The organism is Citrobacter amalonaticus (assembly GCF_037053465.1).
Lineage (GTDB): Bacteria > Pseudomonadota > Gammaproteobacteria > Enterobacterales > Enterobacteriaceae > Citrobacter_A > Citrobacter_A amalonaticus_H.
This window is the reverse complement of sequence record NZ_JBALIF010000006.1, coordinates 292620-318290: the sequence shown is the minus strand read 5'-3', so window position 1 is coordinate 318290 and position 25671 is coordinate 292620. Positions and strand designations below refer to the sequence as shown.

23 protein-coding genes and 3 pseudogenes are annotated in these 25671 nt (G+C 53.8%); 13 read left to right on the top strand and 13 right to left on the bottom strand.

Annotated features, from left to right (window positions below; translation table 11 throughout):
- Nucleotides 1–87 precede the first annotated feature (87 nt).
- The gene (punR, locus tag WB371_RS13000; protein ID WP_336220476.1) at nt 88–1020 is read left to right on the top strand and encodes a DNA-binding transcriptional activator PunR; all 933 of its coding nucleotides are present in this window, start codon (nt 88–90) and stop codon (nt 1018–1020) included.
- Here the strand turns inward: punR and purR are convergent.
- On the bottom strand, nt 1017–2042 hold the full coding sequence (gene purR, locus WB371_RS12995; RefSeq protein ID WP_336220475.1) for an HTH-type transcriptional repressor PurR: 1026 nt from the start codon (nt 2040–2042) through the stop codon (nt 1017–1019). The two genes, punR and purR, sit on opposite strands and share 4 nt — an antisense overlap.
- A gap of 294 nt (nt 2043–2336) precedes the next feature.
- On the opposite strand from purR, the gene WB371_RS12990 reads away from it, so the two are divergent.
- Together WB371_RS12990 and WB371_RS12985 are read left to right on the top strand one after the other, a co-directional pair.
- Nucleotides 2337–2426, top strand: a complete 90-nt coding sequence (locus WB371_RS12990) for a YnhF family membrane protein (protein ID WP_336220474.1) — start codon at nt 2337–2339, stop codon at nt 2424–2426.
- A 170-nt stretch (nt 2427–2596) separates the two neighbouring features.
- Nucleotides 2597–3762, top strand: a pseudogene (locus WB371_RS12985) (MFS transporter).
- A 44-nt stretch (nt 3763–3806) separates the two neighbouring features.
- Here the strand turns inward: WB371_RS12985 and sodB are convergent.
- Both sodB and WB371_RS12975 read right to left on the bottom strand, forming a co-directional pair.
- Nucleotides 3807–4388: a superoxide dismutase [Fe] gene (gene sodB, locus WB371_RS12980; RefSeq protein ID WP_336220473.1), complete on the bottom strand. Its 582-nt coding sequence runs from the start codon at nt 4386–4388 to the stop codon at nt 3807–3809.
- A gap of 126 nt (nt 4389–4514) precedes the next feature.
- Entirely contained in the window at nt 4515–5348 is an 834-nt protein-coding gene (locus tag WB371_RS12975; protein ID WP_336220472.1) for a C40 family peptidase, read from the bottom strand.
- Between the two features lie 336 nt (nt 5349–5684).
- Between WB371_RS12975 and grxD the strand changes: the two genes are divergently transcribed.
- Entirely contained in the window at nt 5685–6032 is a 348-nt protein-coding gene (gene grxD, locus WB371_RS12970; RefSeq protein WP_042319226.1) for a monothiol glutaredoxin 4, read from the top strand.
- A 61-nt stretch (nt 6033–6093) separates the two neighbouring features.
- Here grxD and WB371_RS12965 read toward each other — a convergent pair.
- From WB371_RS12965 to WB371_RS12945, 5 genes and pseudogenes are all read right to left on the bottom strand, one after another.
- Nucleotides 6094–10769: pseudogene (locus tag WB371_RS12965) on the bottom strand (ATP-dependent helicase).
- A 145-nt stretch (nt 10770–10914) separates the two neighbouring features.
- Nucleotides 10915–11562 (bottom strand): ribonuclease T, encoded by a 648-nt coding sequence (gene rnt, locus WB371_RS12960; RefSeq protein ID WP_336220471.1) that lies wholly within the window; start codon nt 11560–11562, stop codon nt 10915–10917.
- 101 nt (nt 11563–11663) lie between these two features.
- Nucleotides 11664–12071 (bottom strand): lactoylglutathione lyase, encoded by a 408-nt coding sequence (gene gloA, locus WB371_RS12955; RefSeq protein ID WP_336220470.1) that lies wholly within the window; start codon nt 12069–12071, stop codon nt 11664–11666.
- 98 nt (nt 12072–12169) lie between these two features.
- The gene (locus tag WB371_RS12950; RefSeq protein ID WP_336220469.1) at nt 12170–13267 is read right to left on the bottom strand and encodes an alkene reductase; all 1098 of its coding nucleotides are present in this window, start codon (nt 13265–13267) and stop codon (nt 12170–12172) included.
- A 57-nt stretch (nt 13268–13324) separates the two neighbouring features.
- A complete protein-coding gene (locus WB371_RS12945) occupies nt 13325–13924 on the bottom strand; it encodes a TetR/AcrR family transcriptional regulator (RefSeq protein WP_336220503.1) in 600 nt (199 codons plus the stop codon).
- A gap of 101 nt (nt 13925–14025) precedes the next feature.
- Here WB371_RS12945 and WB371_RS12940 point away from each other — a divergent pair, with 101 nt between their 5' ends.
- The 3 genes from WB371_RS12940 to sodC all read left to right on the top strand — a co-directional run bounded on the left by WB371_RS12940 (nt 14026) and on the right by sodC (nt 15812).
- Nucleotides 14026–14265 (top strand): DUF1289 domain-containing protein, encoded by a 240-nt coding sequence (locus tag WB371_RS12940; protein WP_336220468.1) that lies wholly within the window; start codon nt 14026–14028, stop codon nt 14263–14265.
- A gap of 49 nt (nt 14266–14314) precedes the next feature.
- Nucleotides 14315–15211 (top strand): aldo/keto reductase family oxidoreductase, encoded by an 897-nt coding sequence (locus WB371_RS12935; protein ID WP_336220467.1) that lies wholly within the window; start codon nt 14315–14317, stop codon nt 15209–15211.
- Nucleotides 15212–15290: 79 nt separating this feature from the next.
- Entirely contained in the window at nt 15291–15812 is a 522-nt protein-coding gene (sodC, locus tag WB371_RS12930; protein ID WP_336220466.1) for a superoxide dismutase [Cu-Zn] SodC, read from the top strand.
- On the opposite strand, the pseudogene WB371_RS12925 reads toward sodC, so the two are convergent.
- The 3 genes and pseudogenes from WB371_RS12925 to WB371_RS12915 form a co-directional block, all read right to left on the bottom strand.
- Nucleotides 15788–17828: pseudogene (locus WB371_RS12925) on the bottom strand (FUSC family protein). The gene sodC and the pseudogene WB371_RS12925 overlap by 25 nt on opposite strands.
- Nucleotides 17829–18686, bottom strand: coding sequence for an HlyD family secretion protein (locus WB371_RS12920; RefSeq protein ID WP_336220465.1), 858 nt, complete (start codon nt 18684–18686; stop codon nt 17829–17831). It lies immediately after the preceding pseudogene.
- A 2-nt stretch (nt 18687–18688) separates the two neighbouring features.
- Nucleotides 18689–18925 carry a DUF1656 domain-containing protein gene (locus WB371_RS12915; RefSeq protein ID WP_336220464.1) on the bottom strand — a complete coding sequence of 79 codons (237 nt, stop codon included), beginning with the start codon at nt 18923–18925 and terminating at the stop codon, nt 18689–18691.
- A gap of 195 nt (nt 18926–19120) precedes the next feature.
- Between WB371_RS12915 and slyA the strand changes: the two genes are divergently transcribed.
- Complete coding sequence (gene slyA / locus WB371_RS12910) at nt 19121–19561, top strand: transcriptional regulator SlyA (protein WP_336220463.1); 441 nt, start codon at nt 19121–19123, stop codon at nt 19559–19561.
- 44 nt (nt 19562–19605) lie between these two features.
- Here slyA and slyB read toward each other — a convergent pair whose 3' ends face one another.
- Entirely contained in the window at nt 19606–20073 is a 468-nt protein-coding gene (gene slyB, locus WB371_RS12905) for an outer membrane lipoprotein SlyB (RefSeq protein ID WP_336220462.1), read from the bottom strand.
- A gap of 270 nt (nt 20074–20343) precedes the next feature.
- Between slyB and anmK the strand changes: the two genes are divergently transcribed.
- The 5 genes from anmK (at nt 20344) to pdxY (ending at nt 24924) form a co-directional block, all read left to right on the top strand.
- Nucleotides 20344–21465 carry an anhydro-N-acetylmuramic acid kinase gene (anmK, locus tag WB371_RS12900; RefSeq protein ID WP_336220461.1) on the top strand — a complete coding sequence of 374 codons (1122 nt, stop codon included), beginning with the start codon at nt 20344–20346 and terminating at the stop codon, nt 21463–21465.
- A 93-nt stretch (nt 21466–21558) separates the two neighbouring features.
- Nucleotides 21559–21882, top strand: coding sequence for a C-type lysozyme inhibitor (gene mliC / locus WB371_RS12895; RefSeq protein WP_336220460.1), 324 nt, complete (start codon nt 21559–21561; stop codon nt 21880–21882).
- Nucleotides 21883–21940: 58 nt separating this feature from the next.
- Nucleotides 21941–22597 carry a pyridoxamine 5'-phosphate oxidase gene (pdxH, locus tag WB371_RS12890; protein WP_336220459.1) on the top strand — a complete coding sequence of 219 codons (657 nt, stop codon included), beginning with the start codon at nt 21941–21943 and terminating at the stop codon, nt 22595–22597.
- 126 nt (nt 22598–22723) lie between these two features.
- Entirely contained in the window at nt 22724–23998 is a 1275-nt protein-coding gene (gene tyrS, locus WB371_RS12885; protein ID WP_336220458.1) for a tyrosine--tRNA ligase, read from the top strand.
- 65 nt (nt 23999–24063) lie between these two features.
- Nucleotides 24064–24924: a pyridoxal kinase PdxY gene (pdxY, locus tag WB371_RS12880; protein WP_336220457.1), complete on the top strand. Its 861-nt coding sequence runs from the start codon at nt 24064–24066 to the stop codon at nt 24922–24924.
- 45 nt (nt 24925–24969) lie between these two features.
- Here the strand turns inward: pdxY and gstA are convergent, their stop codons facing one another.
- Nucleotides 24970–25575, bottom strand: a complete 606-nt coding sequence (gene gstA / locus WB371_RS12875) for a glutathione transferase GstA (RefSeq protein ID WP_336220456.1) — start codon at nt 25573–25575, stop codon at nt 24970–24972.
- Nucleotides 25576–25671: the final 96 nt, after the last annotated feature.

Here is a 25671-nt window from a genome sequence, read left to right as displayed (position 1 = left end):
AACACCGGCGCAGAGTGTAGGGAGTGTATTTCAGCTTGTGAAACGCTAATATTTGGTTATTGCATTCAAAAATTTTGCAGGCAAATTATGTGGTCAGAATATGCATTGGAAGTGGTTGACGCGGTGGCGCGCAACGGAAGCTTCAGTTCCGCCGCCCAGGAGCTGCACCGGGTGCCTTCAGCGGTCAGCTACACGGTGCGCCAAATAGAGGAATGGCTGGCGGTTCCGTTGTTTGAACGCCGTCACCGTGATGTCGTACTCACCCCGGCGGGCGCGTGGTTTTTGCAGGAAGGGCGTTCTGTTATCAAAAAAATGCAGGTTACCCGACAGCAGTGTCAGCAGATTGCCAACGGCTGGCGGGGAGAGCTTTCCATCGCGGTTGATAACATTGTGCGTCCGGAGCGCACGCGACAAATGATTGTCGATTTCTATCGCCACTTTGATGATGTGGAGCTCCGGGTCTTCCCGGAAGTGTTTAACGGCGTCTGGGACGCGCTTTCAGATGGCAGGGTAGAGCTTGCCATCGGTGCAACCCAGGCTATTCCTGTTGGGGGTCGCTATACCTTTCGCGATATGGGCAAGCTCAGTTGGTGTTGCGTGGTCTCCAGTGACCATCCACTGGCAACAATGGCTGGCCCCATCAGCGATGATACATTACGCAACTGGCCCTCTCTGGTGCTTGAGGATACTTCCCGAACGCTGCCAAAGCGCGTGACCTGGTTACTGGATAACCAGCGCAGGGTGGTGGTGCCGGACTGGGATTCCTCAGCAACCTGTATCAGCGCCGGACTTTGTATCGGCATGGTGCCTACACATTTTGCCAAACCGCGCCTCAATACGGGGAAATGGGTGGCGTTGACGCTGGAAAACCCGTTCCCGGACGCGGCATGTTGTCTGACCTGGCAGCAGAATGACACGTCACCGGCCCTGAGCTGGTTACTGGATTATCTGGGAGACAGCGAAACGCTGAACAAAGAGTGGTTGCGGGAACCCGACGAGGCTCCCGCGAAAGGGGCTTAACGGCGATAATCGCGAAAAGGACCATCTGCAACAGAACGACGTTCTACCAGGCGCGGATGGACTTCGATTGACTGCGATTCTTCACGCTTATTAACGATACGGTCTAACAGCATGTTAAAGGCCGTTTCACCCAGCGAATCTTTTGGCTGGTGAATGGTGGTTAAGGCTGGCGTGAAGAAGCGGGCATTACGCACATTATCATACCCGATCAGCGAAACGTCCTGCGGAACACGCAGACCCATTTCATCAGCAGCGCATAGCGCGCCCATTGCCATGATGTCACCGCCGCAGAAGACCGCGGTTGGGCGATGTGATTGCGACAGGATTTGCTGCATTGCACGGTAGCCAGATTCTGGCTCGAAATCACCCTGAACAATCCAGTCCTCAGGCACTTTAATCAACGCTTCTTCCATTGCTTTCATAAAGCCAGCCAGACGCCCGGCACCGGTGTTACGCTCCATCGGTCCGGGAATAACGCCAATTTCACGATGCCCGCGTTCAACCAGGTATCGACCGGCCATATAGCCGCCCTCAAAGGCGTTATCAATCACCGTATCGGTGAAATCCGCTTTGGCTTCGCCCCAGTCCATCACCACCATCGGAATATGGCGATATTCTTCCAGCATCGAAAGCAGGGATTCCGGGTATTCAGAACACATCACCAGCAGGCCATCAACGCGCTTTTGCGCCATCATAGACAGATAAGCACGCTGCTTTTCGAGATTGTTCCACGCATTACCGAGGATCAGGGTATAGCCTTTCTGAAAACAGTTTTTCTCAACCGCTTCAATGATTTCAGCAAAATAGGCGGCTTCGCTGCTTGTCGCCAACAGGCCGATAGACTTGGTATGGTTGACCTTCAGGCTACGGGCAACGGCGCTGGGGGAATAGTGCAGCTCTTTGATTGCCGCCCACACTGCATTGCGCGTCTCTTCTGCAACGAAGCGCGTTTTGTTAATTACGTGTGATACGGTTGTAGTGGAAACGTTTGCTCGTTTCGCTACATCTTTAATTGTTGCCATTACATCTCACTCCAGACCCAACCTGAACATTAAACTACGCTAAGTAAACGTTTGCCTTTACACACCCTGATCGCAACATCAGGGTTGCGGCCCGCCGGAAAAACGACACGGAACGTCAGGAAAGGGGTCAATGGCCGGTACGCTAAACAAGTAGCGACGAATTTTGTCTGATCTTGACGAAAAGGGGAAGTAATAAAAGCACATATCACTCTAAATCGTGGGAGATTTTTGGACTCAGGTATGCAAAAATGCGCTATATCACTTTTTGTGTGGGAATAAAAAGGAGAAAAGTTGATGAGTACCGATCTGAAATTTTCATTAGTGACCACGATTATCGTTCTGGCTCTGATCGTCGCAGGTGGTTTGACAGCAGCACTGCACTGATTTACCCCTCGGGGGAGCGTTCGCTCCCTCAAGCCTTCCCGTAAAATTGTTATCTAATCTGCAAAAGTCTTTTGTATTTTTGTTAACTTCTCTTTTTTTGTGATTGATGTCATGCTTTTTAGACTTACTTAGCATCGCGTTTTGTCGCGAAAAGCCGGAGTCATCACTGCATGAAAATCAATTATCCGTTACTGGCGCTGGCGATTGGCGCGTTTGGTATCGGCACTACGGAATTCTCTCCAATGGGACTGCTGCCTGTTATTGCCCGCGGCGTTGATGTATCTATTCCCGCCGCAGGCATGCTGATAAGCGCCTATGCGGTTGGGGTGATGGTCGGCGCGCCGCTGATGACGCTGCTGCTGTCGCATCGTGGTCGTCGCAACGCGCTTATTTTTCTGATGGCCATCTTTACCCTTGGCAATGTGCTTTCAGCCATGTCGCCGGATTACACCACGCTAATGTTGTCACGCATTTTAACCAGTCTGAACCATGGCGCGTTCTTCGGTCTGGGGTCCGTCGTCGCCGCAAGCGTGGTGCCAAAACACAAACAGGCCAGCGCGGTAGCCACGATGTTTATGGGGCTGACGATTGCGAATATTGGCGGAGTCCCGGCGGCAACCTGGCTGGGTGAAACAATCGGCTGGCGTATGTCGTTTATGGCAACTGCGGGGCTGGGGGTTATTGCTATGCTGAGCCTGTTTTTCTCACTACCAAAGGGTGGTGCGGGTACGCGCCCGGAAGTGAAGAAGGAGCTGGCGGTACTGATGCGGCCTCAGGTGCTTTCCGCGCTGCTGACTACGGTTCTCGGCGCTGGCGCGATGTTCACGCTCTACACCTACATCGCTCCGGTACTGCATAGCATTACCCATGCGACTCCGGTTTTTGTCACCGCGATGCTGGTTCTCATTGGGGTCGGTTTTTCCATCGGCAACTACCTTGGCGGTAAACTGGCTGACCGGTCGGTCAACGGCACGCTGAAAGGTTTTTTACTGCTGCTGATGGTGATTATGCTGGCCATCCCGTTCCTTGCGCAGAATGAACTGGGGGCCGCAGTCAGCATGGTGGTCTGGGGGGCGGCGACTTTTGCGGTGGTTCCGCCTTTGCAAATGCGCGTTATGCGGGTTGCTCATGAAGCGCCTGGTCTGTCGTCTTCGGTGAATATCGGCGCGTTCAATCTGGGGAATGCGCTCGGGCTGCTGCTGGCGGTGCTGTGATTTCGGGCGGATTAGGTTACAGCTTTGTTCCGGTGATGGGCGCGATTGTGGCGGGTCTGGCATTGTTGCTGGTGTTTGTCTCGGCAAGAAAACAGCCTGAACAGGTGTGTGTCGCCAGTTAACATTTGCTAAAACGCAGAAGGGATGACCTTCTGCGTTATCATTATTATGCAGCGAAGTTCTTCGCAACAAACTCCCAGTTCACCAGCGCCCAGAAATGTTCCAGGTAGCCAGGGCGCGCATTGCGATAGTCAATGTAATAGGCGTGTTCCCATACGTCGACCGTCATCAGCGGAGTAGCGTCAGTGGTCAGCGGCGTACCGGCGTTTGAAGTTGAAACGATAGCCAGTTTGCCATCTTTTCCTTTGACCAGCCAGGTCCAGCCAGAGCCAAAATTTTTGATTGCTGCATCAGTAAACTGTGCTTTGAAATCCGCAAAGCTGCCAAAAGAGGCGGCGATGGCTTCGGCCAGTTTACCGGTTGGTTCGCCGCCGGCATTAGGTGCCAGGCAGTTCCAGTAGAAGGTGTGGTTCCAGACCTGAGCGGCGTTATTAAATACCCCCCCTTCCGAACTACGAACGATATCTTCAAGTGACTTACCTTCAAAGGCGGTACCTTTGATCAGGTTGTTCAGGTTTGTCACATAAGTCTGATGGTGTTTGCCATAGTGATATTCCAGCGTCTCAGCAGAAATGTGCGGCGCGAGGGCGTCTTTGGCATACGGTAGTGCAGGTAATTCGAACGACATTGCTTCTCTCCTTATTATTAATATGAGTACGCGCAATAACCCTATTGAGCGTGAGGATAGGGTAGCAAATTGAAAGGTGAGAAAAAAGATGAACTTACCCTGTTGCGTTAACAACAGGGTAAAGTTTTAGCGAATGGTTTTCGGTGTCATGACCCGGCGCGCGCCTACGTAATGGCGTTGCCAGTAGTCTTCGCTCAGAGAAGTAATCTGGATCTCCTGCCCACTGCGCGGAGACTGTATAAATTTACCGTTACCCACATAAACGCCGACGTGATCGGCAGTCCCGCGACCTTGCGTGCGGAAGAACACCAGATCGCCATTTTCCAGCTCACCACGTTCTATTGGCGAGGCGTCGCGCAGGTGATACATCTCATTTGCCGTGCGCGGAATACGGAATTTCACAAGGTCTTTATAGGCGTAATAAACCAGACCGCTGCAATCGAAGCCGGTGCGCGGTGACGTTCCACCCCAGCGATAGGGCTTGCCTATCTGGCTCATGAGCTTGTTCATCGCCGTGCTTTTCGCTTTTTGTACTTTCACCTTGTGCGCATCGGCAAGGGTGCCTGGCACCGCGCTTTTTACCTTCACGCAATGCGGTTTTCGCCCTTTGCGCGGGGTGCATTTTTCAGTCCAGGTGACGGCGGCTGTTTTTGCAACAGACGTTTTGCTACGCCGACTGGCGGTTTTGCTGGTTTTCGTTGCCGCTGTCATCTGCTTTTTACTGGCAGAGGCGGCGGTTTTAGTGCTGACGTTACGGGTGGTTTTTTTAACGGTTTTTTGACTGGGTTTATTCGTCTTTTTTGCTGTCGCGGTGCTTTTATTCTTTACGGCTGGTTTTTTATTATGCGAAAGATCAGCCGTGTCCCTGGCTTGCCTGGAAGCGTGAGCCATTGGCATCAAAGAAATTGTTGTAAATAGTAAAGCACAGAGCGTGATGGAGAGTCGGTTTATCCGCGCCACTGAGCAATCCTCTGTTAAGGCAGGTCGCAATCATTCCTGCGTGTGATTTACAAAACCTGATGATTCTAATCTATAGAAATGGAGAAAGTTAATAGCTTTTATTGTTAAAAATAGTGTTTCGGATATTGAGTGCAAAAAAAAGCGCCTACATAACGTAAATCGGGTTATTTAGTGCACAATTCTGGCAGAAAAAGATGTTAATCCCTTGTTTGGAATGCAACGTAAACGTTAAGACGATAAAATAGTAAAGCGTGATGAAAATGTTATTTTCCGATGTTGCTCTGAAACGCTACAATGTCAGGCAACTGCCGTAAAAGAAGTTAAGGAAGCAAGACAATGAGCACCACTATCGAAAAAATCCAGCGCCAGATCGCTGAAAACCCGATTCTCCTGTACATGAAAGGGTCTCCCAAACTGCCAAGCTGCGGGTTCTCAGCCCAGGCTGTGCAGGCGCTTTCCGCCTGTGGTGAGCGTTTTGCCTATGTAGACATTCTGCAAAACCCGGATATTCGTGCTGAACTGCCGAAATATGCAAACTGGCCGACTTTCCCGCAGTTGTGGGTTGACGGTGAACTGGTTGGCGGCTGTGACATTTTGATTGAAATGTACCAGCGCGGCGAACTGCAGCAGTTGATTAAAGAGACCGCTGCGAAATACAAATCTGAAGAATCCGATGCTGAGTAATCAGTAACGTATCATGAGGAGCTTCTCCGGACAGGTTTAGCTCCTTTTTATTTGTGTCGCCTTACCCCCAGTCCAGCCCTTGTGGTGAACTGGAGAACCCCACTTCGCGTAACAGGGTAAATAAGCTGGATTGCCTTACCGGTTTGTCATTAATCTCGGTCAGGGTAAAACGCAGGCGCGGTTCACGCATTAATGCGCCAGCCAGCGCCCTGAAAATGGCCGGTGAAGGCGGTTCCTCTTTTTCTGTCCAGACGATCATCTTTTTCCCACCCTGAGCCAGATACAGGCACAGTTTTCCTGCGCAAATCACGACAAATGCGCCGCTACGACGGGTCGGAGCCAGAGAAGAGGAGTGCGCGGGCCATGGCAAAAAATTACCCCACGGACTGGCGGGATCGCTTGCAGATAAACCTACCGCGCTAAACGTCCGACTTTCTGACACAGACGTGGCGAGATCGCGTAGACGATCGATAGTGGTACGATCCGCAAACTGCGCGCCGCCCAACCCCTCCACGAATCGCCCACGCAGGATACGACCAGAATCTTCCATACTTCGACAGAGCATCTGCATAGCAGGGAATCCGCCGGGAACATTCTCAGCGATGACGGCCTGGCGTGTAATAATGCCATAGCGATCGAGCATGTTCTCCGTAGTGGCCAGCATTCTTTCTGTGTCATTCAGACTCTCTGCGTGCAGAAGCGACCAGCGCCCGGCAAGAGTGGGCGTATTCCAGGAAGCAGAGAGGGTGCCAGAGGCCGCCCGGGGAACTGAAAGTGGGCGGCCACGACGCATACGTGCCGCGCGACGGGGCTGGGGACGTGACAACGCAGCACCTCGCGTCAGGCTACGCAGCGGCCCCCAGATATCCGTGGTCACATAACCTGCCAGACGAGTCCCCAAAGTGCCTCATGCAACGAACCTGGCGAGGCTAACTCATCAGATAACCGGTCAGTCTGTGTCTGAATCAACGCCGCCAGGTGTTGGGCAAACCATGCACCGCCCCCGGCAAGCACCGATAAAATCGCGTGCTGTATGTCGGAAAGCGCTGCGTTATCAACGACAGGCGGCGGTAGCGTTTCGGCAAGGTAATCACGCAAATGCAGCGCCACCAGACCATCATCGTCACCGAGTTTTTTCTGTCCCGACCAGATAACTTCGCCAGTGGCCAGGAGTTCATCAAGCATATCTGGCGAATAGTCCCGAACGCGAGCGGGCAGGATCTGGCTTTCCCACAGAGAAGCGGGTAGCGGGAGACCGGCCAGTTGCTCAATGGCGCGCGTGACACCGTCACGTCCTTCCAGCATACCCGATGCCGTTGCAGGACTCAGCGAGGGATTGCCGTCAGCAGTAGACATCACGCTCTGGCGCTCCAGAAGCAGACGAGCATAGCTACTGGCAGACACCGGGCGAGTCGCCTCCCTTGCGGCATGCAATGAGCGCAGCCGCAGCCGGCGGAAAACCTCTTCATTTGCCCAGGTGACGGCGGTAGCCCCTCCGGACGAGGTTGGAGGAGTGGCGCGCAAATTAATCACGACTCGCTGGTCCTTGAGCTGACGCAGAAGATCGTTGGCGACAGCCACGCCGAGGCCAAATTCGTTGGCTACCTCCGCGCTGGTAAAGAGGGCATGCGTACGGCTAAAGCGAATAAAAAGATCCCGCAGCGGCGTTTTTACCGGATGCAACCATGTCTGCGCAAGCGCTTCTGGCAAACGAGCGCCAAGCGCATCGCGCAGTCTGGCGGCATCGTCCATGCAGGCTATTCGGACCGTCTCTGCGATGACAACAGAAAAAATGCGCTTGTCGTGGGCCAGCGTATCAATAAATGTGTTGATTTCAGCGAGTGTGCCCTCGTGCCTTAGCGCAATATTCTCGACGGTCATCGGCCCGAGTTCGCGGAGTAAATCATAAACGCCTTCCAGCCCGTGGGCTTTTCGGTCTGCGGCGCGGCGCTGGAGTTCATCTTCCACCTGACGAATGACGTCCGGATCGAGCAGTTCCAGCGGATCGCCCTGGCCTAACAGGTTGCCCAGTAATTCGCTGTCAAGCGTCAGTACAGAGGCTCGCCGCTCCGCGAGCGGCGTATCCGTGGCGTACATAAATTCAGCGACATAACCGAACAGCAGGTCGGTGGCAAACGGCGAGGGGGTTGATGTGGTGACTTCTGAAAGATGAATTTCACCGGTATTAAGCCGCCTCATGACCTTTTCCAGCGAGTTGAGATCGTAGACGTCCTGAAGACATTCGCGGGCGGTTTCGAGGATCACCGGAAAATCAGGATATCCTGCGGCGATTTCCAGAAGCTGGCCCGCTCGTAAGCGTTGCTGCCAGAGCGGGGAACGGCGGCCCGGCGTTCGGCCTGGCATTAACAGCGCACGGGCTGCGCATTCCCTGAATCGTGCGGCAAAAAGGGCGGTGCTGGTGACGGCTTCCCGGACAACGCGCAGCAGGCTCTCAGGTTCGAACAGAAAAATCGCCGCGTCAGGTAGTTTGCCATCGGTATCCGGGATTCTTGCGATGATGCCGTCATCGCTGGCGACAACAGAGGCGTCCGCGCCCCTTAATGTCTGAATCCGCCCGGCGACGGCCAGCGCCCAGGGAGCATGTACCCGACGACCATAAGGCGAATGTAAAATGACGCGCCAGTCGCCCAATTCGTCGCGACAACGTTCAAGGACCAGATGACGACTCCAGGGGAGAACGCCAGTGGCATTTTTTTGCTCGTCAATAAGGCTTCTGATATTGGACAGCACATTGTCGTCGTTCAGGTGTGCATAGCGTGGTTGCCCGGTGAGTTCATTTTCCATTGCATGAATAAAGTCGCCAATGCGCTCGCCGAGTTCCGCCGGACGTCCGACGCCTTCTCCGCGCCAGAACGGAAGTCTGGCAGAACGGCCCGGTGCAGGAACGACGATAACCTGATCGCGGGTAATTTGCTGTATCCGCCATGAACTGGCGCCAAGCGTGATAATGTCATTGACGCGTGACTCATATACCATCTCTTCATCCAGTTCCCCGACGCGCCTTGAACCAGCCTGCTCATCACCCTCAGGTAACAAAACGCTGAACATGCCCCGATCCGGGATGGTGCCGCCGCTGGTTACCGCCAGAAGCTGTGCGCCGGGCCGGGGCGAGAGCTGTCCGGTTTCCCGGTTCCAGATAATTCGGGGTTTAAAGACTGCAAAATCAGCTGAGGGATAGCGGCCTGCCAGCATATCCAGCGTGGCGTCAAAGGCGCTTCGTGGCAAATCCTTCCACGGCGCGGCCCGGCGAACGAGGTTATACCAGGCATCGACGTTAAGTGCGTCCATTGACGCGGCGGCAACGGTGTGTTGCGCCAGAATATCGAGCGGATTGCGGGGCGGTGTCAGCGCTTCCAGATGCCCGGCGTACATACAGTCGACAATCACCGCCGAGTCGATCAGATCCCGGCGGGTTCTTGGATAAAACAGCCCTTTTGACACGCCGCCCACCTGGTGACCCGCTCGCCCAATGCGTTGCAGACCACTGGAAACAGACAGCGGTGTGGCGACCTGAATAACCAGATCGACAGCGCCCATATCGATGCCCAGCTCCAGGCTTGACGTCGCCACCACACAGCGAAGCTCGCCAGATTTCAGGGCCTGCTCTGTGACGGCGCGTTGCTCTTTGGAGACGGAACCATGATGCGAACGGGCAATGTAATCCGCTGTATCCTGTACCCGGTTGCTGGTGGAGCCGGTCAGTGATTCGAAGTGTAGGGGGGCAGATTGGGGATCTGGCGCAGGTTGTTGCCGGGAGAGATAGCGTTCGTTGAGCCGGGCCGTCAGTTTCTCCGCCAGCCCCCGCGAGTTCGTAAACACAATGGTGGAACGGTGGCTAAGCACCTGATCAAGAATACCCGCTTCGATACGTGGCCAGATGGAACCCTCTCTTCCCGCGTGAATTGCGTCGCTGCTGTCCGTGTTGTCTGACAGCACATCATCCAGATTGGCAACAGGCGCGACGATGCGGATATCCGGATGACGCGTCGTGGGGGGATTCACGACGGTAACCGGGCGATCGCCGCCCAGGAACGCCGCGACCTCGCTGGCGGAGCGCACCGTTGCAGAAAGACCGATACGCTGGGCCGGACTCGCAAGCAGAGCATCCAGCCTTTCAAGACTCAGCGCCAGGTGTGCGCCGCGTTTTGTTCCTGCCACGGCGTGTACTTCATCGATAATCACCGTTTCCACTCCGCGAAGCGTCTCGCGAGCGCGGGAGGTGAGCATCAGATAAAGTGATTCAGGTGTGGTGATCAGAATATCCGGAGGGGAACGGGTAAGCTTTGCCCGCGCCTGAGCCGTCGTATCGCCCGTACGGATGCCTGGCCGAACAGACACTTTAGGCGCACCGGTTTTTTTTCGGGCTTCACCTATCCCCTGAAGTGGAATTTGCAGGTTGCGATGCACATCCGTACCCAGGGCTTTTATGGGAGAAATATAGAGGATGCGGGTCGTTTTCTTTTCTTTAACCGCCGGTGAACGATTGGACGATTTTTCGCCTTCGCGGAACAGACGATCCAGCGCGTAAAGAAAAGCCGCAAGGGTTTTACCTGAGCCGGTGGGAGCAATGACTAATGCATGTTGCCCGGCTGCGGTAACCTCCCACGTTTGAGACTGCACAGGCGTCGGCTGCTGAAATGTGGAGGTAAACCAGTCGCGGGTGACCTGTGAAAAAATATCCGGCAGGTGAGGTGGTGGCACGTTTTTTTCTGGCATCTTCCCTGTCCCTTGCGGTGTGAGCGGATCAAAACCTTTTTACAGAATAGCGGAAAATGAGGGGGGCAAATTGAGACTGGTCAAATATACAGTATTTGAAGGGGGAGGGAGCAAGCCTGATAACCGGCGCTATCAGGCGGTTAAATCAGGCTTCTTCTGGCAGGGGCAACGGCCAGCCGCCCAGCCGCTTCCAGCGGTTGACTATTTCACAAAACAGCACGGCGGTGCGTTCGGTATCATACAGCGCCGAGTGCGCCTGGGTGCCGTCGAATGCCATGCCTGCGGCAATGCATGCTTTAGACAGTACCGTCTGGCCTAACGCCAGACCGCTCAAAGCGGCAGTATCGAAGGTCACAAACGGGTGGAAAGGATTGCGTTTAAGTGAGGCACGCTCGGCGGCAGCCATCATAAAACTATGATCGAAGGTCGCATTGTGGGCAACCATAATGGCGCGGCTGCAGCCGCTGTCTTTAATACCTTTGCGCACCATTTTAAAAATAGCGTGCAGGGCGTCATATTCACTCACCGCGCCGCGGAGCGGGTTAGAGGGGTCGATGCCGTTAAACGCCAGTGCTTCGGGCTGCAAATTCGCGCCTTCAAAAGGCTCAACATGGAAATGCAGCGTGGTGTCCGGCATCAGCCAGCCCTGTTCATCCATTTTCAGTGTGATGGCAGCGATTTCAAGCAGCGCATCGGTTTTGGCGTTAAATCCAGCCGTTTCAACATCAATGACGACAGGATAAAAACCACGAAAACGGTCGCACAGACCGGTAAGTTGAGCGTTATCGGACATCAGGGTCTCTTAGTACAGAAAAATTGCAGCGCGCATTATGCCAAAAAAAGCGCTGTGATGCAGTAAAACTACGGACGCAGAGAACCTGCGCCCGAAAGGGATTAGTTACCCAGACCGCGACCGGCGTCTTTCTCTTCGATCAGTTCGATTTTGTAACCGTCCGGATCTTCAACAAACGCGATAACGGTGGTCCCACCTTTTACCGGGCCCGCTTCACGGGTGACGTTGCCGCCATTCTGGCGAATGCGCTCGCAGGCTTCAGCGGCATTATCCACGCTCAGGGCGATATGACCATAAGCGGTGCCCAGCTCATAGTTGTCCACGCCCCAGTTATAGGTCAGTTCAATGACCGCTTCGTCACTTTCTTCACCATAGCCGACGAAAGCCAGCGAGTATTTGTATTCCGGGTTTTCGCTGGTGCGCAGAAGCTTCATGCCCAGGACGTTGGTGTAAAAATCGATTGAACGTTGCAGGTCGCCGACGCGCAGCATCGTATGCAGTAAACGCATTGTTTATCCCCTTAAAAAATGGTCAATACATTCAAAATGTTGTTTTAGTATAGCGGCGTTTTTACGCCGCTATCAATGAAGGATTCGAGAGAGCGGGATCAGAGCGTCGGGTAATCGGTATAGCCTTCCGCGCCGCCGCCGTAGAAACTTTCACTGCGCTGCGGGTTAAGTTCGGCTTTATGTTGCAGACGCGTGACCAGATCCGGGTTAGCGATATAATCGCGGCCAAAAGCGACGGCATCGATGAGACCCTTCTCGATCAGTGCTTCTGCCTTTTCAGGCGTATAGGCACCGGCACCGATAATCGGCCCCTGGAAACGCGCACGCACTTTTTCACGGAACGCTTCGCTGTATGGCTGACCGCCTGCCCAGTCCGGTTCAGACATGTGCAAATAGGCAATACCACGTTTACCCAACTCTTCGATCAGGTACAGCGCATCGGCTTCTTCATTCGGCCCATTATCGACATTCTGGAAGCTGCCGATAGGGGACACGCGAATACCGATGCGATCTGCGCCCCATTCTTTAATCCCGGCATCCACCACTTCAAGCACCAGGCGTGCGCGGTTTTCCACGCTGCCGCCATACTGGTCGGTACGATGGTTAGACGACGGAGAGAGGAACTGATGCAGCAGATAGCCGTGCGCGGAATGTAGCTCGACCAGATCGAAACCGGCGTCGCGCGCATTGGCAATTGCCTGACGGAAGTCGTTAACGATACCGGGGATTTCAGCGGTCTCCAGGGCGCGCGGCATCGACGTATCAACACGAATCGCCTGACCATTTTCATCGCGCAAAGAGGTGCGGGTTCCCGCACTGATTGCCGACGCGGAAACCGGAGCTTGTCCGCCTGGCTGCAGGCTGGTGTGAGAAATACGTCCTGTGTGCCATAACTGAACCGCCATATGACCATTCCCGGCATGAACACCAGCGGTGATTTTCTTCCATGCGGCGATCTGTTCATCGCTGTGCAGTCCGGGCGCTCCGGCGTAACCTTTCGCCTGGGCGGAGATCTGCGTCGCTTCGCTGATGATAAGACCTGCACTGGCACGCTGGCGATAATACTCGGCCATTAACGGAGTAGGGATGTCGCCAGGCTCAATACTGCGCAGACGCGTCAGCGGGGCCATAAAGATACGGTTTGCTGCGGTGATCGCGCCCACTTTCAGTGGGATAAACAGTTTTTCAGATGACATAGTGGTTTCCGTTATAAATAGACCGGTCGTCTAGTGATGATGTAAATAAAACGCCTGTTACACATCAGGCGTTGCAATGATTCTTTTCACATGTGCCAGCGCATTTTCAAGCGGAATGGCGCTACGAGAAATTTTGGCCTGCAGATTCGCCCCAAGCCAGAGCGCATAAAGAATTTGCGCCTGTTGCAGCGGTTCCCCTGCAAACGACAAACAGTGGTTGTTGCGGCCTTTATCCAGCGCCTGCGCCAGAATGGTCATAATCTTTCCGGCGCCTTTATCCATCGCGGTGCGCATATCTTCAGAGAGATCGCACACTTCAGCGGAAAGTTTTACTGTCAGACACCCGCTTATAATTCCTTGCTGGCAAAACTGATTCAGGGTTTCCTGATAGTAAGCCAGAATACGATCGCGGTAATTGCCCGCCCCCGTATCGAAATGGGTAGCCAGGCGCTGATGGTAACCGGCAAAATGCCGTTCCAGCATGGCGACGCCAAAGGCTTCCTTCGAGCGAAAATAGTGATAAAACGATCCCTTAGGCACTTCGGCGGTTTTGAGCAACTCGCTCAGACCCATGCCGGTAAAGCCGCGCTGCATGCAGAGATGCTCGCCGGTTGCCAGTAAGTGTTCGCGGGTATCGTATTCAGTTTGCTTGTTCATGAGCATGAGTGTAATAGACCAGTCGGTCTAATGCAAGTCGGGTTGCCAGAAATGAAGTTTACGTCTTCAATAGAGGAATAACCTGTTAATGAGGAGAGGGCGTGGCGGAGCAGTTAGAGTTTTTTCCCGTCCAGAGTCCGTGCCGGGGAATTTGTCAGTCCGATGAGCGCGGTTTTTGCCGTGGATGCCAGCGCAGCAGAGAGGAACGCTTCAACTGGCAAACCATGAGCGATGGACAAAAACAAGAAGTCTTGCGGTTATGCCGCCAACGCCTGCTGCGTAAATTACGCGCAAACAAACCCGCCGCGCCAGAAGAACCTCAACAGCCTTCACTCTTTTAACTCGCTAATTGTATATACTCGAAACAGTTTACTTCATGAGGAAGCAGTTATGGTTTCGCGTATTACTATTGCACCGCAAGGTCCGAAATTCTCCCGCTTTGTGATGGGTTACTGGCGCCTGATGGACTGGAACATGTCCGCCCGGGAACTGGTCACTTTTATTGAAGAACACCTCGATTTGGGTATCACCACCGTTGACCACGCGGACATTTACGGTGGCTATCAGTGTGAGGCGGCGTTTGGCGAGGCGCTGAAGCTGGCGCCTCATTTGCGTGAGCGGATGCAAATTGTGACGAAATGCGGTATTGCCACGACCGCACGCCCGGAGAATGCGCTGGGCCATTACATCACCGATCGCGACCATATTGTCAAAAGTGCAGAACAGTCGCTGGCGAATCTGGCAACTGACCATCTCGATCTGCTGTTGATCCACCGCCCCGATCCGCTCATGGATGCGGATGAGGTGGCGGAAGCCTTCAACCACCTGCACCAGAGTGGAAAAGTGCGCCACTTCGGTGTCTCCAACTTTACGCCAGCCCAGTTTACGCTGCTGCAATCGCGGCTGCCTTTCACCCTGGCGACCAATCAGGTCGAGATCTCCCCGGTTCACCAGCCGTTGTTGCTTGATGGTACCCTCGATCAGCTCCAGCAGTTACGCATACGCCCAATGGCCTGGTCCTGTCTCGGCGGCGGACGTCTGTTCAATGACGATGAATTCCAGCCGCTGCGTAACGAACTGGCGATCGTGGCAGAAGAACTGAATGCGTCATCCATTGAGCAGGTGGTGTATGCCTGGATCCTGCGGCTGCCGTCACAACCGCTGCCGATTATCGGCTCGGGTAAAATTGAACGCGTCCGTGCGGCGATCGAAGCAGAGTCACTGACCATGAGCCGTCAGCAGTGGTTCCGTATCCGCAAAGCAGCACTGGGCTACGATGTACCTTAATCGCTGAATTCTCCTTCTTCCGTTCAAAAATGCGTCACTGGTTTACACTTAACCGACACGCACACAAAACGGAGGTTCTATGAAGCGATTAAGTCTGGCTGTGTTAACCCTGATAGCCTGCACGGGGGCGCATGCCGCCAGTGAGAAAGTTGAAATGAATCTGGTCACCTCACAGGGCGTTGGACAGTCCATCGGTGAGGTGATCATTGCAGAAACTGAAAAAGGGCTGGAGTTTACGCCTGATCTTAAAGCGCTCCCGCCGGGAGAGCATGGCTTCCATATTCATGCGAACGGTAGCTGCCAGCCTGCCATCAAAGACGGAAAAGCCTCCGCAGCAGAAGCAGCAGGAGGACATTTTGACCCTCATAAAACCGGTAAACACAGCGGGCCGGATGGTGAAGGGCATCTGGGCGATCTGCCTGTGCTGGTGGTGAACAACGAAGGCAAGGCCATTATCCCCGTTACAGCCACACGCCTGAAATCGCTTAAAGAGGTAAAAGATAAAGCGCTGATGATCCATATCGGTGGCGATAATATGTCCGATCAGCCCAAACCGTTGGGCGGCGGCGGGGCGCGTTATGCCTGTGGCGTCATCCAATAATCAGGGCGCAAGTGTTCCCTCCGGTGGCGCTTGTTCCAGTTGGGATAGCGAGCAATGCAAGCGCCAGATGATTGCCGCCAGTTCTTGCGCTGCCGGTTGATGATGATGCGAAAGCGTCTCGCAGATACGCTGAAGTTCTGCCAGCGTGGCGGCAAGGGGACGCTGCTGAACACCTCGCTCACTCATCACATCACGCAGTAATGAGATGCAGATATCCCGTACGCGGGATAACGGATCAGAACGCGACTCCCAGTCGCGAAGCTGCCAGACCACATGCGAACAGTTCAGTAACACGACACCCCAGCGTAGCAGCCAGCGGCGGGCCAGCGCGTCCTGGCTGTTACTTAACTGGCTAACGTGGTGATACGTGAGAGACTCGAACTCGTTTTCACTGTGCGCGGGATGACGACTCAATTGATCAACAAAATTTCGTCGCAGCTCACGGATATGGCGGCGACTTTTGCGCGCATCCGAGCCCGGTCGCAAAATGGCGAAAGCCAGCCATGATAAAGCAACACCTGCGATCTTCGCCGTGTTGTCGTTCAGGAAGCTGGCAAAGTCATAGACTGGCGGATTGGTGACGGCGATAAACGATCCCATAAACACGATGAGCTGTCCCCAGAGCCCGGCCAGTTTGGGCATCTGCAGTTTCAGCAGTTGCATTGTTGTCAGTAAAGGAAACAGAAACAGTAAGAACTGCCAGAGATCGCTAATCTGCACCATCAGGCCAAACTTCACGACAAAGCTAAACAGCGACAACAACACCAGGGTACGCATCAGCAGCGACAGTGATTTGAACGGGGTGGCCACCACGGAATAGAGCACACAACTGATAGCGGCCAGGGTTAGCGCCGCTGCGCCGGATTCCCACTGGGAACCGATGCTCCAGGCGCCAATGACCATCAGCGTGGTAAACGTACGAAAACCACTCCACATCGCTTCGGCGTTGTCAGTGTGTCTTGCCAGTGCGGGCGCGCGCGGAATAGCCATCCGGGACGGCGGCTCTCCTTGTTCGACCCGTCGTAGCTGATGACTGCTTCGCAGATAAAGACGGCAGAAATAGCGCAGCCGTTGCCAGAATGCGACATGGCGAAAATCGCTCGCATTGTCAGGGGCCAGCGGGGCAATGATCCGTGCGACGGTGTAGCTGTCGGTTTGCGAGCGCGCCAGCGCGGTCAGAAGCTGTTCGATGATTTCGCGCGTATGCGCTGGCGGATTGGGCCAGCTCAGTAACATTCTGCGCAGGCTTGAGATAACACTGGTAAGGCGCAGTTGCTGATGTAAAAGGGCGTTGAGTAGGGCATTCTGGCGACGGAAACGATAATGACTCCAGAACGCCTGAATACGCAGTAAATTCATCGTCAATATTTGCCCAATCACCCCTTCATGAGCCGAACGAATTGCATCGGTGGTTTCGGGTTGCCAGAGCAGGCTGGCATGTTCCAGCAGACGGGCATGCATATTTTTAAGCGCCGTCAACAGCGCGGTGCCGTCCGAGGTACTGGGCAGGATCATCATCATCATGCCCCCGCAGAGAATGCCGACGATGACTTCACAAACACGCGCCTGGGCGATATCCCAGAGTTGGGTTATTTCGACAATGTTGACCATCGGGAAGGCGATAATTGCCGCCGTGTAGCCTGCCAGTTGAAAAGCGTACGCCGCGTTATTGGTAAAATGCGCGCAGGCCCAGGTACAAAATCCGATCCACGCGGACATGCTCAACAGAAATAGCCACGGCTCGTTAAGCGTGTGTCCGGCCAGAATCAACGCGGCGGTTGCCCCGAGCAGGCTTCCGGCAATACGTCCCAGGCTTTTACTGATGACTCCGCCAACGGTGGGGAAACTCACCACCGCTGCGGAAGTCATCGCCCAGTAGGGTTCGTCCAGATTGAGGTAATAGGCGAATGACAGCGCCAGACACATTGCGATGCTGTTTCGCAGGGCATAACGCCATTGCCCGGCGGTCGCTTTAAACCAGGGTGTCTTTGCCAGACTAAGCTGAGGCCACTTCATCTATTTTCCAATCGCCACGCTACAGGTTGTGCCGGAAACCAGGGTGACATCGCGGGGAAGCTCATTAAATTCGATCCGCACCGGAACGCGCTGTGCAAGGCGTACCCAGGGCACATTAGGTTTAATATCCGGGACCAGACCTGAATCGCTTTCCACACTTTGATCGTAAATAGCCCGCCCAATACTGGAAACGTGACCCTGTAACTTAATATTGCCGCTGTAGAGGGTAATCTGTGCCGGGGCACCTTCGCGAATGTGGCGAAGTTTGGTCTCTTCAAAATAGCCCATCACATAAAAGGAGTGGCTGTCGACCAGTGCAAACAGCGGCTTGCCGGTGGTCGCAAAGTTACCCGTTCGGGTTGAAAGGTTGGTTACCCAGCCAGAGACCGGCGCACGGACATCGGTCTGACTCAATTGCCACTGTGCCTGCCTCAGCGTCGCCCGGGCAACATCGACGCTTGCCTGCATCGCTTTGACGTTCAGATTTGCCGTATCCAGCTCTTCTGCGGAAATCACGTTCTGTGACAGATGGCGGCGGCGATTGGCTTCATTGTTGGCTTTTGCCAGTTCGGACTGGGCTTTGGCAAGCTGCGCCTGCGCGTTGAGCTCAGCGATGTGAAAGGGGGTTTTGTCGATACTGAAAAGTAAATCGCCAGCCTCAACAAACTGGTTATCCGTCACCTTTAAATCGACAATACTCCCGGACACCTGCGGTGTGATACTGACTTGTTCCGCGCGAACCTTCCCGTCGCGGGTCCACGGGGATTGCATATAATAATTCCACATAAACCATCCGACCAGAACGGCGATGGCGGCAACGGCAATTGTAGAAAAATATTTAATTGTTTTCAGCGACATAATTACCACACGACCAGTAATAAAAGACCAGAACAAACGCAAAGGGCAAAAAGCGACAGATCCATCAGAAGTGGATGCCAGAATTTGCCAGAATAGATAGGGTCACGAAGCAGGCGGTGAATAAATAGCCAAAGCAAAAATCCCAGCGCGAAGGCTTTAAACAGCGGCGGGAAGTAAACAGAGGCGCCGATCACCAGATCCTGTAATGGCATTCCTGTTGCATTGAGTGCGGAGGTCACAAGCAATAATCCTTTGCGTTAGAGGGCATTCCTTCAGGTTTAGCAAAAAACCGAAAGGAGTGCGCTCTTTTCGAGTAATGTCTGAAAAATATGTCTGACGGTAACCAAATGCAGCAATACATTTGTTTTAGCAATACAAATGCTGCACACTATTCTAAAATCAGTATAATATCTTAGCAAGCTAATTATAAGGAGATGAAATTGGAATCGCCATTAGGTTCTGATCTGGCACGGTTGGTGCGCATTTGGCGTGCTTTGATAGACCACCGTCTTAAGCCTCTGGAATTGACGCAGACACACTGGGTAACACTGCATAATATTCACCAACTGCCACCGGATCAGTCGCAGATACAACTGGCAAAAGCGATTGGCATTGAGCAGCCATCACTGGTGCGTACGCTGGATCAGCTCGAAGAAAAGGGGCTTATTTCGCGGCAGACCTGTGTCAGCGATCGCCGCGCCAAGCGCATTAAGCTAACGGAAAAGGCAGAACCGCTGATTGCCGATATGGAAGCGGTCATCAATAAAACGCGAGGTGAGATTCTGGCAGGGATTTCAGCGCAGGAAATTGATCTGTTGATTAAACTTATCGCTCGTCTTGAACACAATATTCTTGAGTTGCAGTCGCACGATTGAGGTCATGAAACGTGTGGTCAGTTGCTGACCACACGTTAATTCGCTTAGCGCGGAGAAACGGTAACCTGACGACCGTTGCTTGCCAGCACAACGCGCTGTCCCGCAGAGAAACGCGTATCACCCTGTTTCTGTACGACCATGATGGTGTTGCCATCGTCTTTACGGATTTCCAGCTCAACACCCTGCGTTTTGTTCATGGCGCCCTGAACGCCTTGTCCGGCTACGCCACCTGCGACAGCACCCGCTGCGGTTGCCAGTGAACGACCAGTACCTCCGCCAACGGTATTACCCAGGAAGCCGCCCAGCACTGCGCCGCCAATCGCGCCGATGACGTTTTCATTATCGCCCGCCTGAATTTTAACCGGACGAACGTTAACGATGGTGCCGTAGGTGACGTTCTGAACCTGTTTTGCTTCAGAGGCAGTATACACATCACCTGAAAGGCTATCGGTATTGGCACAACCCACTAAGGATAAACCCACCACTGAAACGGTCAGTACACGTTTAATCATTTATAAATCTCCTGTTCACCATGAAACGCTACCCAAGCATCCCTCATGGTCAAATTATATGGCATTTGTGCGTCTAAGGTCACATATTCTGATGGAAAGATAAAAGAAATCATAATAACAGCCAGCTTAACCAATTTTAAACGAACGATTGAGTGGGCGAGGAAATTCACTGACGCCCTGGTTTCGCTGAAAAACGCTAATGAAGCGTAGCATTGGCTACCTGTTTGTGGTGGAGTGTTGACGCTAAATAATGTTTAAAAAGGAACATGTATGAAATCGGGCCGTTATATTGGCGTGATGTCCGGCACCAGCCTTGATGGTGTCGATGTCGTACTGGCGACAATAGATAACACAATGGTTGCCCAGCAGGCCAGTCTGACCTGGCCGATGCCCGTTTCATTGAAGCAGGCAATTCTTGATATTTGCCAGGGCCAGCCGCTGACGCTTTCTCAGTTAGGCCAGTTGGATGTTCAGCTTGGCAGGCTGTTTGCGGATGCGGTGAATGCGCTGCTGGAACAACAAAAACTCCGGCCGCAGGACATTGTAGCGATTGGCTGCCATGGACAAACGGTATGGCATGAACCCGGCGGCCCGGCACCGCATACGATGCAAATCGGTGATAACAATCAGATTGTGGCGCGCACAGGGATCACGGTGGTAGGCGATTTCCGTCGGCGTGATATCGCGCTTGGCGGACAGGGCGCGCCGTTGGTCCCGGCATTTCATCAGGCGCTGCTCGGCCATCCGACCGAGCGCAGAATGGTGCTCAACATTGGCGGGATTGCGAACCTGTCAATGTTGATCCCTGGACAACCTGTACGTGGCTACGATACGGGGCCGGGCAATATGCTCATGGATGCCTGGATCTGGCGGCAGTGCGGTAAACCGTATGATAAAGACGCGCAGTGGGCCAGCTTCGGAACGGTGATGATTCCACTGTTGCAGAGTATGCTCAGCGATCCGTGGTTTTCACTGCCTGCGCCAAAAAGTACCGGCCGGGAATACTTTAACTATGGCTGGATAGAGCGCCAGTTGTCGGCTTTCCCGGGGATCCATCCGCGCGATGTACAGGCCACGCTCACAGAACTGACCGCGGTAACAATATCGGAGCAGGTTTTGCTCAGCGGGGGCTGCGACAGGCTGATGGTCTGCGGCGGCGGTAGCCGTAATCCACTGTTGATGGCGCGACTGGCTGCATTATTGCCGGGAACAGAAGTGACCACCACCGATGAAGCGGGCATTAGCGGTGATGATATGGAAGCCCTGGCGTTTGCCTGGCTGGCATGGCGCACCATTGCCGGGCTACCGGGGAATCTACCGTCAGTGACAGGCGCGCGCGAGGCAAGTGTGCTGGGCGCGATTTTTCCCGCCACCCCGCGAACTCAGAGTTAACTGAATTTTAATTGCGTCTTCTGCCGTTACACTACAGGGATCGAGGAGGGTGAATTCACCCTCCGGGACCAGGAAAGTCATCAGGATACGTCTATGAAAAAACTGTTACTCGTTTGTCTGCCGCTGATGCTGTCGGGGTGTAGCGCTTATAACCAGTTTGTCGAACGCCTGCAAACCGACACGCTGGAATACCAGTGTGAAGAAAAACCGCTGACGGTGAAATTAAACAACACCCGTCAGGAGGTGAGTTTTGTGTATGACAACAAACTGCTCAATCTGAAACAGGGGATCTCTGCCTCCGGCGCACGCTATACCGACGGAATTTACGTGTTCTGGTCAAAAGGTAACGAGGTAACGGTCTATAAACGTGACAACATTGTGTTGAATAACTGTCAGTTGCAAAATCCGAAGCGTTGAGATTTCCAGCAGGGCGGCGCACAATAGCGCCACCCACTGACAATCCGTAGCGAACACCATGTCTGATAACGACGAATTGCAGCAAATCGCGCATCTGCGCCGTGAATACACCAAAGGCGGCTTGCGCCGCAGCGATCTTCCCGCCGAACCATTAACCCTTTTTGAGCGCTGGCTGGGCCAGGCATGCGATGCCAGACTGGTCGATCCGACAGCCATGGTCGTCGCCACCGTCGATGAGAACGGTCAGCCTTATCAGCGCATTGTGCTGCTGAAACACTACGATGAAAAAGGGCTGGTGTTTTACACCAACCTGGGAAGCCGCAAAGCGCATCAAATCGAAAATAATCCGCGAGTCAGCCTGCTGTTTCCCTGGCACATGCTGGAACGCCAGGTGATGGTGACCGGTAAAGCGGATCGATTATCCACGCTGGAAGTGGTGAAGTATTTCCATAGTCGCCCGCGCGACAGCCAGATTGGGGCATGGGTCTCTAAACAATCCAGCCGCATTTCTGCGCGCGGCATCCTCGAAAGCAAATTCCTCGAACTTAAACAGAAATTCCAGCAGGGTGAAATACCGCTGCCCAGTTTCTGGGGCGGTTTTCGCGTCAGCATCGAACAGATGGAGTTCTGGCAAGGGGGAGAGCACCGTCTGCACGACCGCTTTTTATACCAGCGCGAAAATAACGCATGGAAAATTGATCGGCTCGCGCCATAAACCCGGAAAATTGTTGTGTTAAGCGCTAGCGCTGTCCGCGTCAGCGCTTTATTCTATAGAGCTTTCGCGTCTGGCGAAAAGTCGTGTACCGGCAAAGGTGCAGTCGTTTTAAACATGGAGATTTTGATGGCAAGCAGTAACTTGATTAAACAATTGCAAGAGCGGGGGCTGGTAGCCCAGGTGACGGACGAGGAAGCGTTAGCAGAGCGACTGGCGCAAGGCCCGATCGCGCTCTATTGCGGCTTCGATCCTACCGCTGACAGCTTGCATTTGGGGCATCTGGTTCCTTTGTTATGCCTGAAACGCTTCCAGCAGGCGGGTCACAAACCTGTGGCGCTGGTCGGCGGCGCAACCGGTCTGATTGGCGACCCGAGCTTTAAAGCTGCTGAGCGTAAACTGAACACTGAAGATACGGTTCAGGAGTGGGTCGACAAAATCCGTAAACAGGTTGCGCCGTTCCTGGATTTTGACTGCGGCGAAAACTCTGCTATCGCAGCAAATAACTATGACTGGTTCGGCAACATGAACGTGCTGACCTTCCTGCGCGATATCGGTAAGCATTTCTCTGTTAATCAGATGATCAACAAAGAAGCGGTGAAGCAGCGTCTGAACCGTGACGATCAGGGGATCTCCTTTACCGAATTCTCCTACAACCTGCTACAGGGTTATGACTTTGCCTGCCTGAACAAACTGCACGGCGTGGCGCTGCAAATCGGCGGTTCCGATCAGTGGGGTAACATCACTTCCGGTATCGATCTGACCCGTCGTCTGCATCAGAACCAGGTCTTCGGTCTGACGGTTCCGCTGATCACCAAAGCAGATGGTACCAAGTTCGGTAAAACCGAAGGCGGCGCAGTATGGCTGGATCCGAAGAAAACCAGTCCGTATAAATTCTACCAGTTCTGGATCAACACCGCGGATGCGGATGTGTATCGCTTCCTGAAGTTCTTCACCTTCATGGACATTGCAGAGATCAATGCGCTGGAAGAAGAAGATAAAAACAGCGGAAAAGCTCCGCGCGCCCAGTACGTTCTGGCTGAGCAGGTCACTCGTCTGGTTCATGGCGAAGAAGGTCTGGTTGCGGCAAAACGTATTACCGAAAGCTTGTTCAACGGTACACTGAGCGATTTGAGCGAAGCGGACTTTGAACAACTGGCGCAGGATGGCGTGCCGATGGTGGAGATGGAAAAAGGCGCGGATCTGATGCAGGCGCTGGTGGACTCTGAACTGCAGCCGTCTCGCGGGCAGGCGCGTAAAACCATCGCCTCGAACGCGATTACCATTAACGGTGAGAAACAGTCCGATCCGGAATATACCTTTGTGGATGGCGATCGTCTGTATGGCCGCTATACGCTGTTGCGTCGCGGTAAGAAGAATTACTGCCTGGTTTGCTGGAAGTAATCGAAGGTTATCAGGGGCGTGGGAAACCACGCCCCTTTATCTTTTCAGGGTTGTGGTAAGAAAAAATGAAAAACATCCTCGCCATTCAGTCCCACGTGGTTTTTGGACATGCTGGCAACAGTGCTGCGGAATTTCCAATGCGCCGCCTGGGGGCTAACGTCTGGCCGCTTAACACCGTTCAATTTTCAAATCATACGCAATACGGCAAGTGGACCGGCTGCGTAATGCCGCCCGCTCACCTGACGGAGATCGTGCAGGGTATTGCCGATATCGATCAGCTCAAACGCTGCGACGCGGTGCTGAGTGGTTACCTCGGTTCGGCAGAGCAGGGCGAGCATATTCTGGGAATTGTACGCCAGGTGAAAGCCGCCAATCCGGGGGCGAAGTATTTTTGCGATCCGGTGATGGGGCATCCGGAAAAAGGCTGTATTGTTGCGCCGGGCGTCGCCGAATTCCATGTGCGTCACGCGCTGCCCGCCAGCGACATTATTGCGCCAAACCTGATTGAACTGGAAATTCTATGCGAGCATGCGGTTAACAGCGTAGATGACGCCGTTGGCGCCGCCCGTGAGTTAATTGCGCAGGGGCCGGAGATTGTGCTGGTGAAACATCTGGCGCGAGCAGGCTACAGTCAGGAGCGCTTTGAAATGCTGCTGGTGACAAAGGATGAAACCTGGCATATCAGTCGTCCACTGGTGGATTTTGGTGCGCGTCAACCGGTTGGCGTGGGCGATGTGACCAGTGGGTTACTGTTAGTGAAGCTGCTGCAGGGGGCAACCATTCAGCAGGCGCTGGAACATGTGACTGCGGCGGTGTATGAGATTATGGTTGCGACCAAAGCAATGCAGGAATATGAATTGCAGGTGGTTGCCGCTCAGGATCGTATTGCACAACCAGAACATTACTTCAGCGCCACACAGCTCTGAAGAGAATGCCGGATATGTAGCCTGGCGTTATCCGGCATAACCCGATTACTGTAACCCTTCCGCTTTCAGCGCCGCAGCAACCCCCGGACGTTCCGCCACGCGTTTCATATAGGCGCTTATATGGCTGAATCCATCCATATTGAGTTTCAGCGCATACGCCCAGCGCAGCACAGTGAACAGGTAGGCGTCGGCAATAGTGAAACGTGAGCCGCAAAGCCACTGACCGTCACTCAGCGATGCATCAACATACTGCATTTTCTTCTCCATCAGCGCCCGTACCGTTGGCTTGTACTCTTCAGGCGTATCAGGACGGAACAACGGCGTGAAGCCTTTATGCACCTCTGTGGCAATAAAGTTAAGCCACTCCAGCGTCTTATAACGCGCAATACTGTTCACGGGGGCTAACAACTGGCGGTCAGGTACGCTGTCGGCGAGGTATTGCATAATCGCCACGCCTTCCGTCAGTACTGTACCGTCATCGAGCAACAGCGCGGGGACCTGTCCTTTCGGGTTTACCTCGAAAAAATCATCGCCGTTTTCCAGACGCTTTTTCATTAAATCCACGCCATCCAGTGTGAAGTCTTTCCCGCTCTCGCGCAGGGTAATATGAGAGGCAAGGGAACAGGCACCCGGCTTGTAGAACAGTTTCATCGGTTACTCCTTTCAACTGAGGTTTAACGTATCCTAGTTCGAGTCCAGCGAAAAAAAAAGCCGCTAACGCACAGTTAGCGGCCCAATGTCAGTTTC

Excerpts from the sequence above, each read along its gene's own strand:
- punR (WP_336220476.1), top strand. The coding sequence starts at position 88 with ATGTGGTCAGAATATGCATTGGAAGTGGTTGACGCGGTGGCGCGCAAC.
- purR (WP_336220475.1), bottom strand. The coding sequence starts at position 2,042 with ATGGCAACAATTAAAGATGTAGCGAAACGAGCAAACGTTTCCACTACA.
- WB371_RS12990 (WP_336220474.1), top strand. The coding sequence starts at position 2,337 with ATGAGTACCGATCTGAAATTTTCATTAGTGACCACGATTATCGTTCTG.
- sodB (WP_336220473.1), bottom strand. The coding sequence starts at position 4,388 with ATGTCGTTCGAATTACCTGCACTACCGTATGCCAAAGACGCCCTCGCG.
- grxD (WP_042319226.1), top strand. The coding sequence starts at position 5,685 with ATGAGCACCACTATCGAAAAAATCCAGCGCCAGATCGCTGAAAACCCG.
- rnt (WP_336220471.1), bottom strand. The coding sequence starts at position 11,562 with ATGTCCGATAACGCTCAACTTACCGGTCTGTGCGACCGTTTTCGTGGT.
- gloA (WP_336220470.1), bottom strand. The coding sequence starts at position 12,071 with ATGCGTTTACTGCATACGATGCTGCGCGTCGGCGACCTGCAACGTTCA.
- WB371_RS12950 (WP_336220469.1), bottom strand. The coding sequence starts at position 13,267 with ATGTCATCTGAAAAACTGTTTATCCCACTGAAAGTGGGCGCGATCACC.
- WB371_RS12945 (WP_336220503.1), bottom strand. The coding sequence starts at position 13,924 with ATGAACAAGCAAACTGAATACGATACCCGCGAACACTTACTGGCAACC.
- WB371_RS12935 (WP_336220467.1), top strand. The coding sequence starts at position 14,315 with ATGGTTTCGCGTATTACTATTGCACCGCAAGGTCCGAAATTCTCCCGC.
- sodC (WP_336220466.1), top strand. The coding sequence starts at position 15,291 with ATGAAGCGATTAAGTCTGGCTGTGTTAACCCTGATAGCCTGCACGGGG.
- WB371_RS12920 (WP_336220465.1), bottom strand. The coding sequence starts at position 18,686 with ATGTCGCTGAAAACAATTAAATATTTTTCTACAATTGCCGTTGCCGCC.
- slyA (WP_336220463.1), top strand. The coding sequence starts at position 19,121 with ATGAAATTGGAATCGCCATTAGGTTCTGATCTGGCACGGTTGGTGCGC.
- slyB (WP_336220462.1), bottom strand. The coding sequence starts at position 20,073 with ATGATTAAACGTGTACTGACCGTTTCAGTGGTGGGTTTATCCTTAGTG.
- anmK (WP_336220461.1), top strand. The coding sequence starts at position 20,344 with ATGAAATCGGGCCGTTATATTGGCGTGATGTCCGGCACCAGCCTTGAT.
- mliC (WP_336220460.1), top strand. The coding sequence starts at position 21,559 with ATGAAAAAACTGTTACTCGTTTGTCTGCCGCTGATGCTGTCGGGGTGT.
- pdxH (WP_336220459.1), top strand. The coding sequence starts at position 21,941 with ATGTCTGATAACGACGAATTGCAGCAAATCGCGCATCTGCGCCGTGAA.
- tyrS (WP_336220458.1), top strand. The coding sequence starts at position 22,724 with ATGGCAAGCAGTAACTTGATTAAACAATTGCAAGAGCGGGGGCTGGTA.
- pdxY (WP_336220457.1), top strand. The coding sequence starts at position 24,064 with ATGAAAAACATCCTCGCCATTCAGTCCCACGTGGTTTTTGGACATGCT.
- gstA (WP_336220456.1), bottom strand. The coding sequence starts at position 25,575 with ATGAAACTGTTCTACAAGCCGGGTGCCTGTTCCCTTGCCTCTCATATT.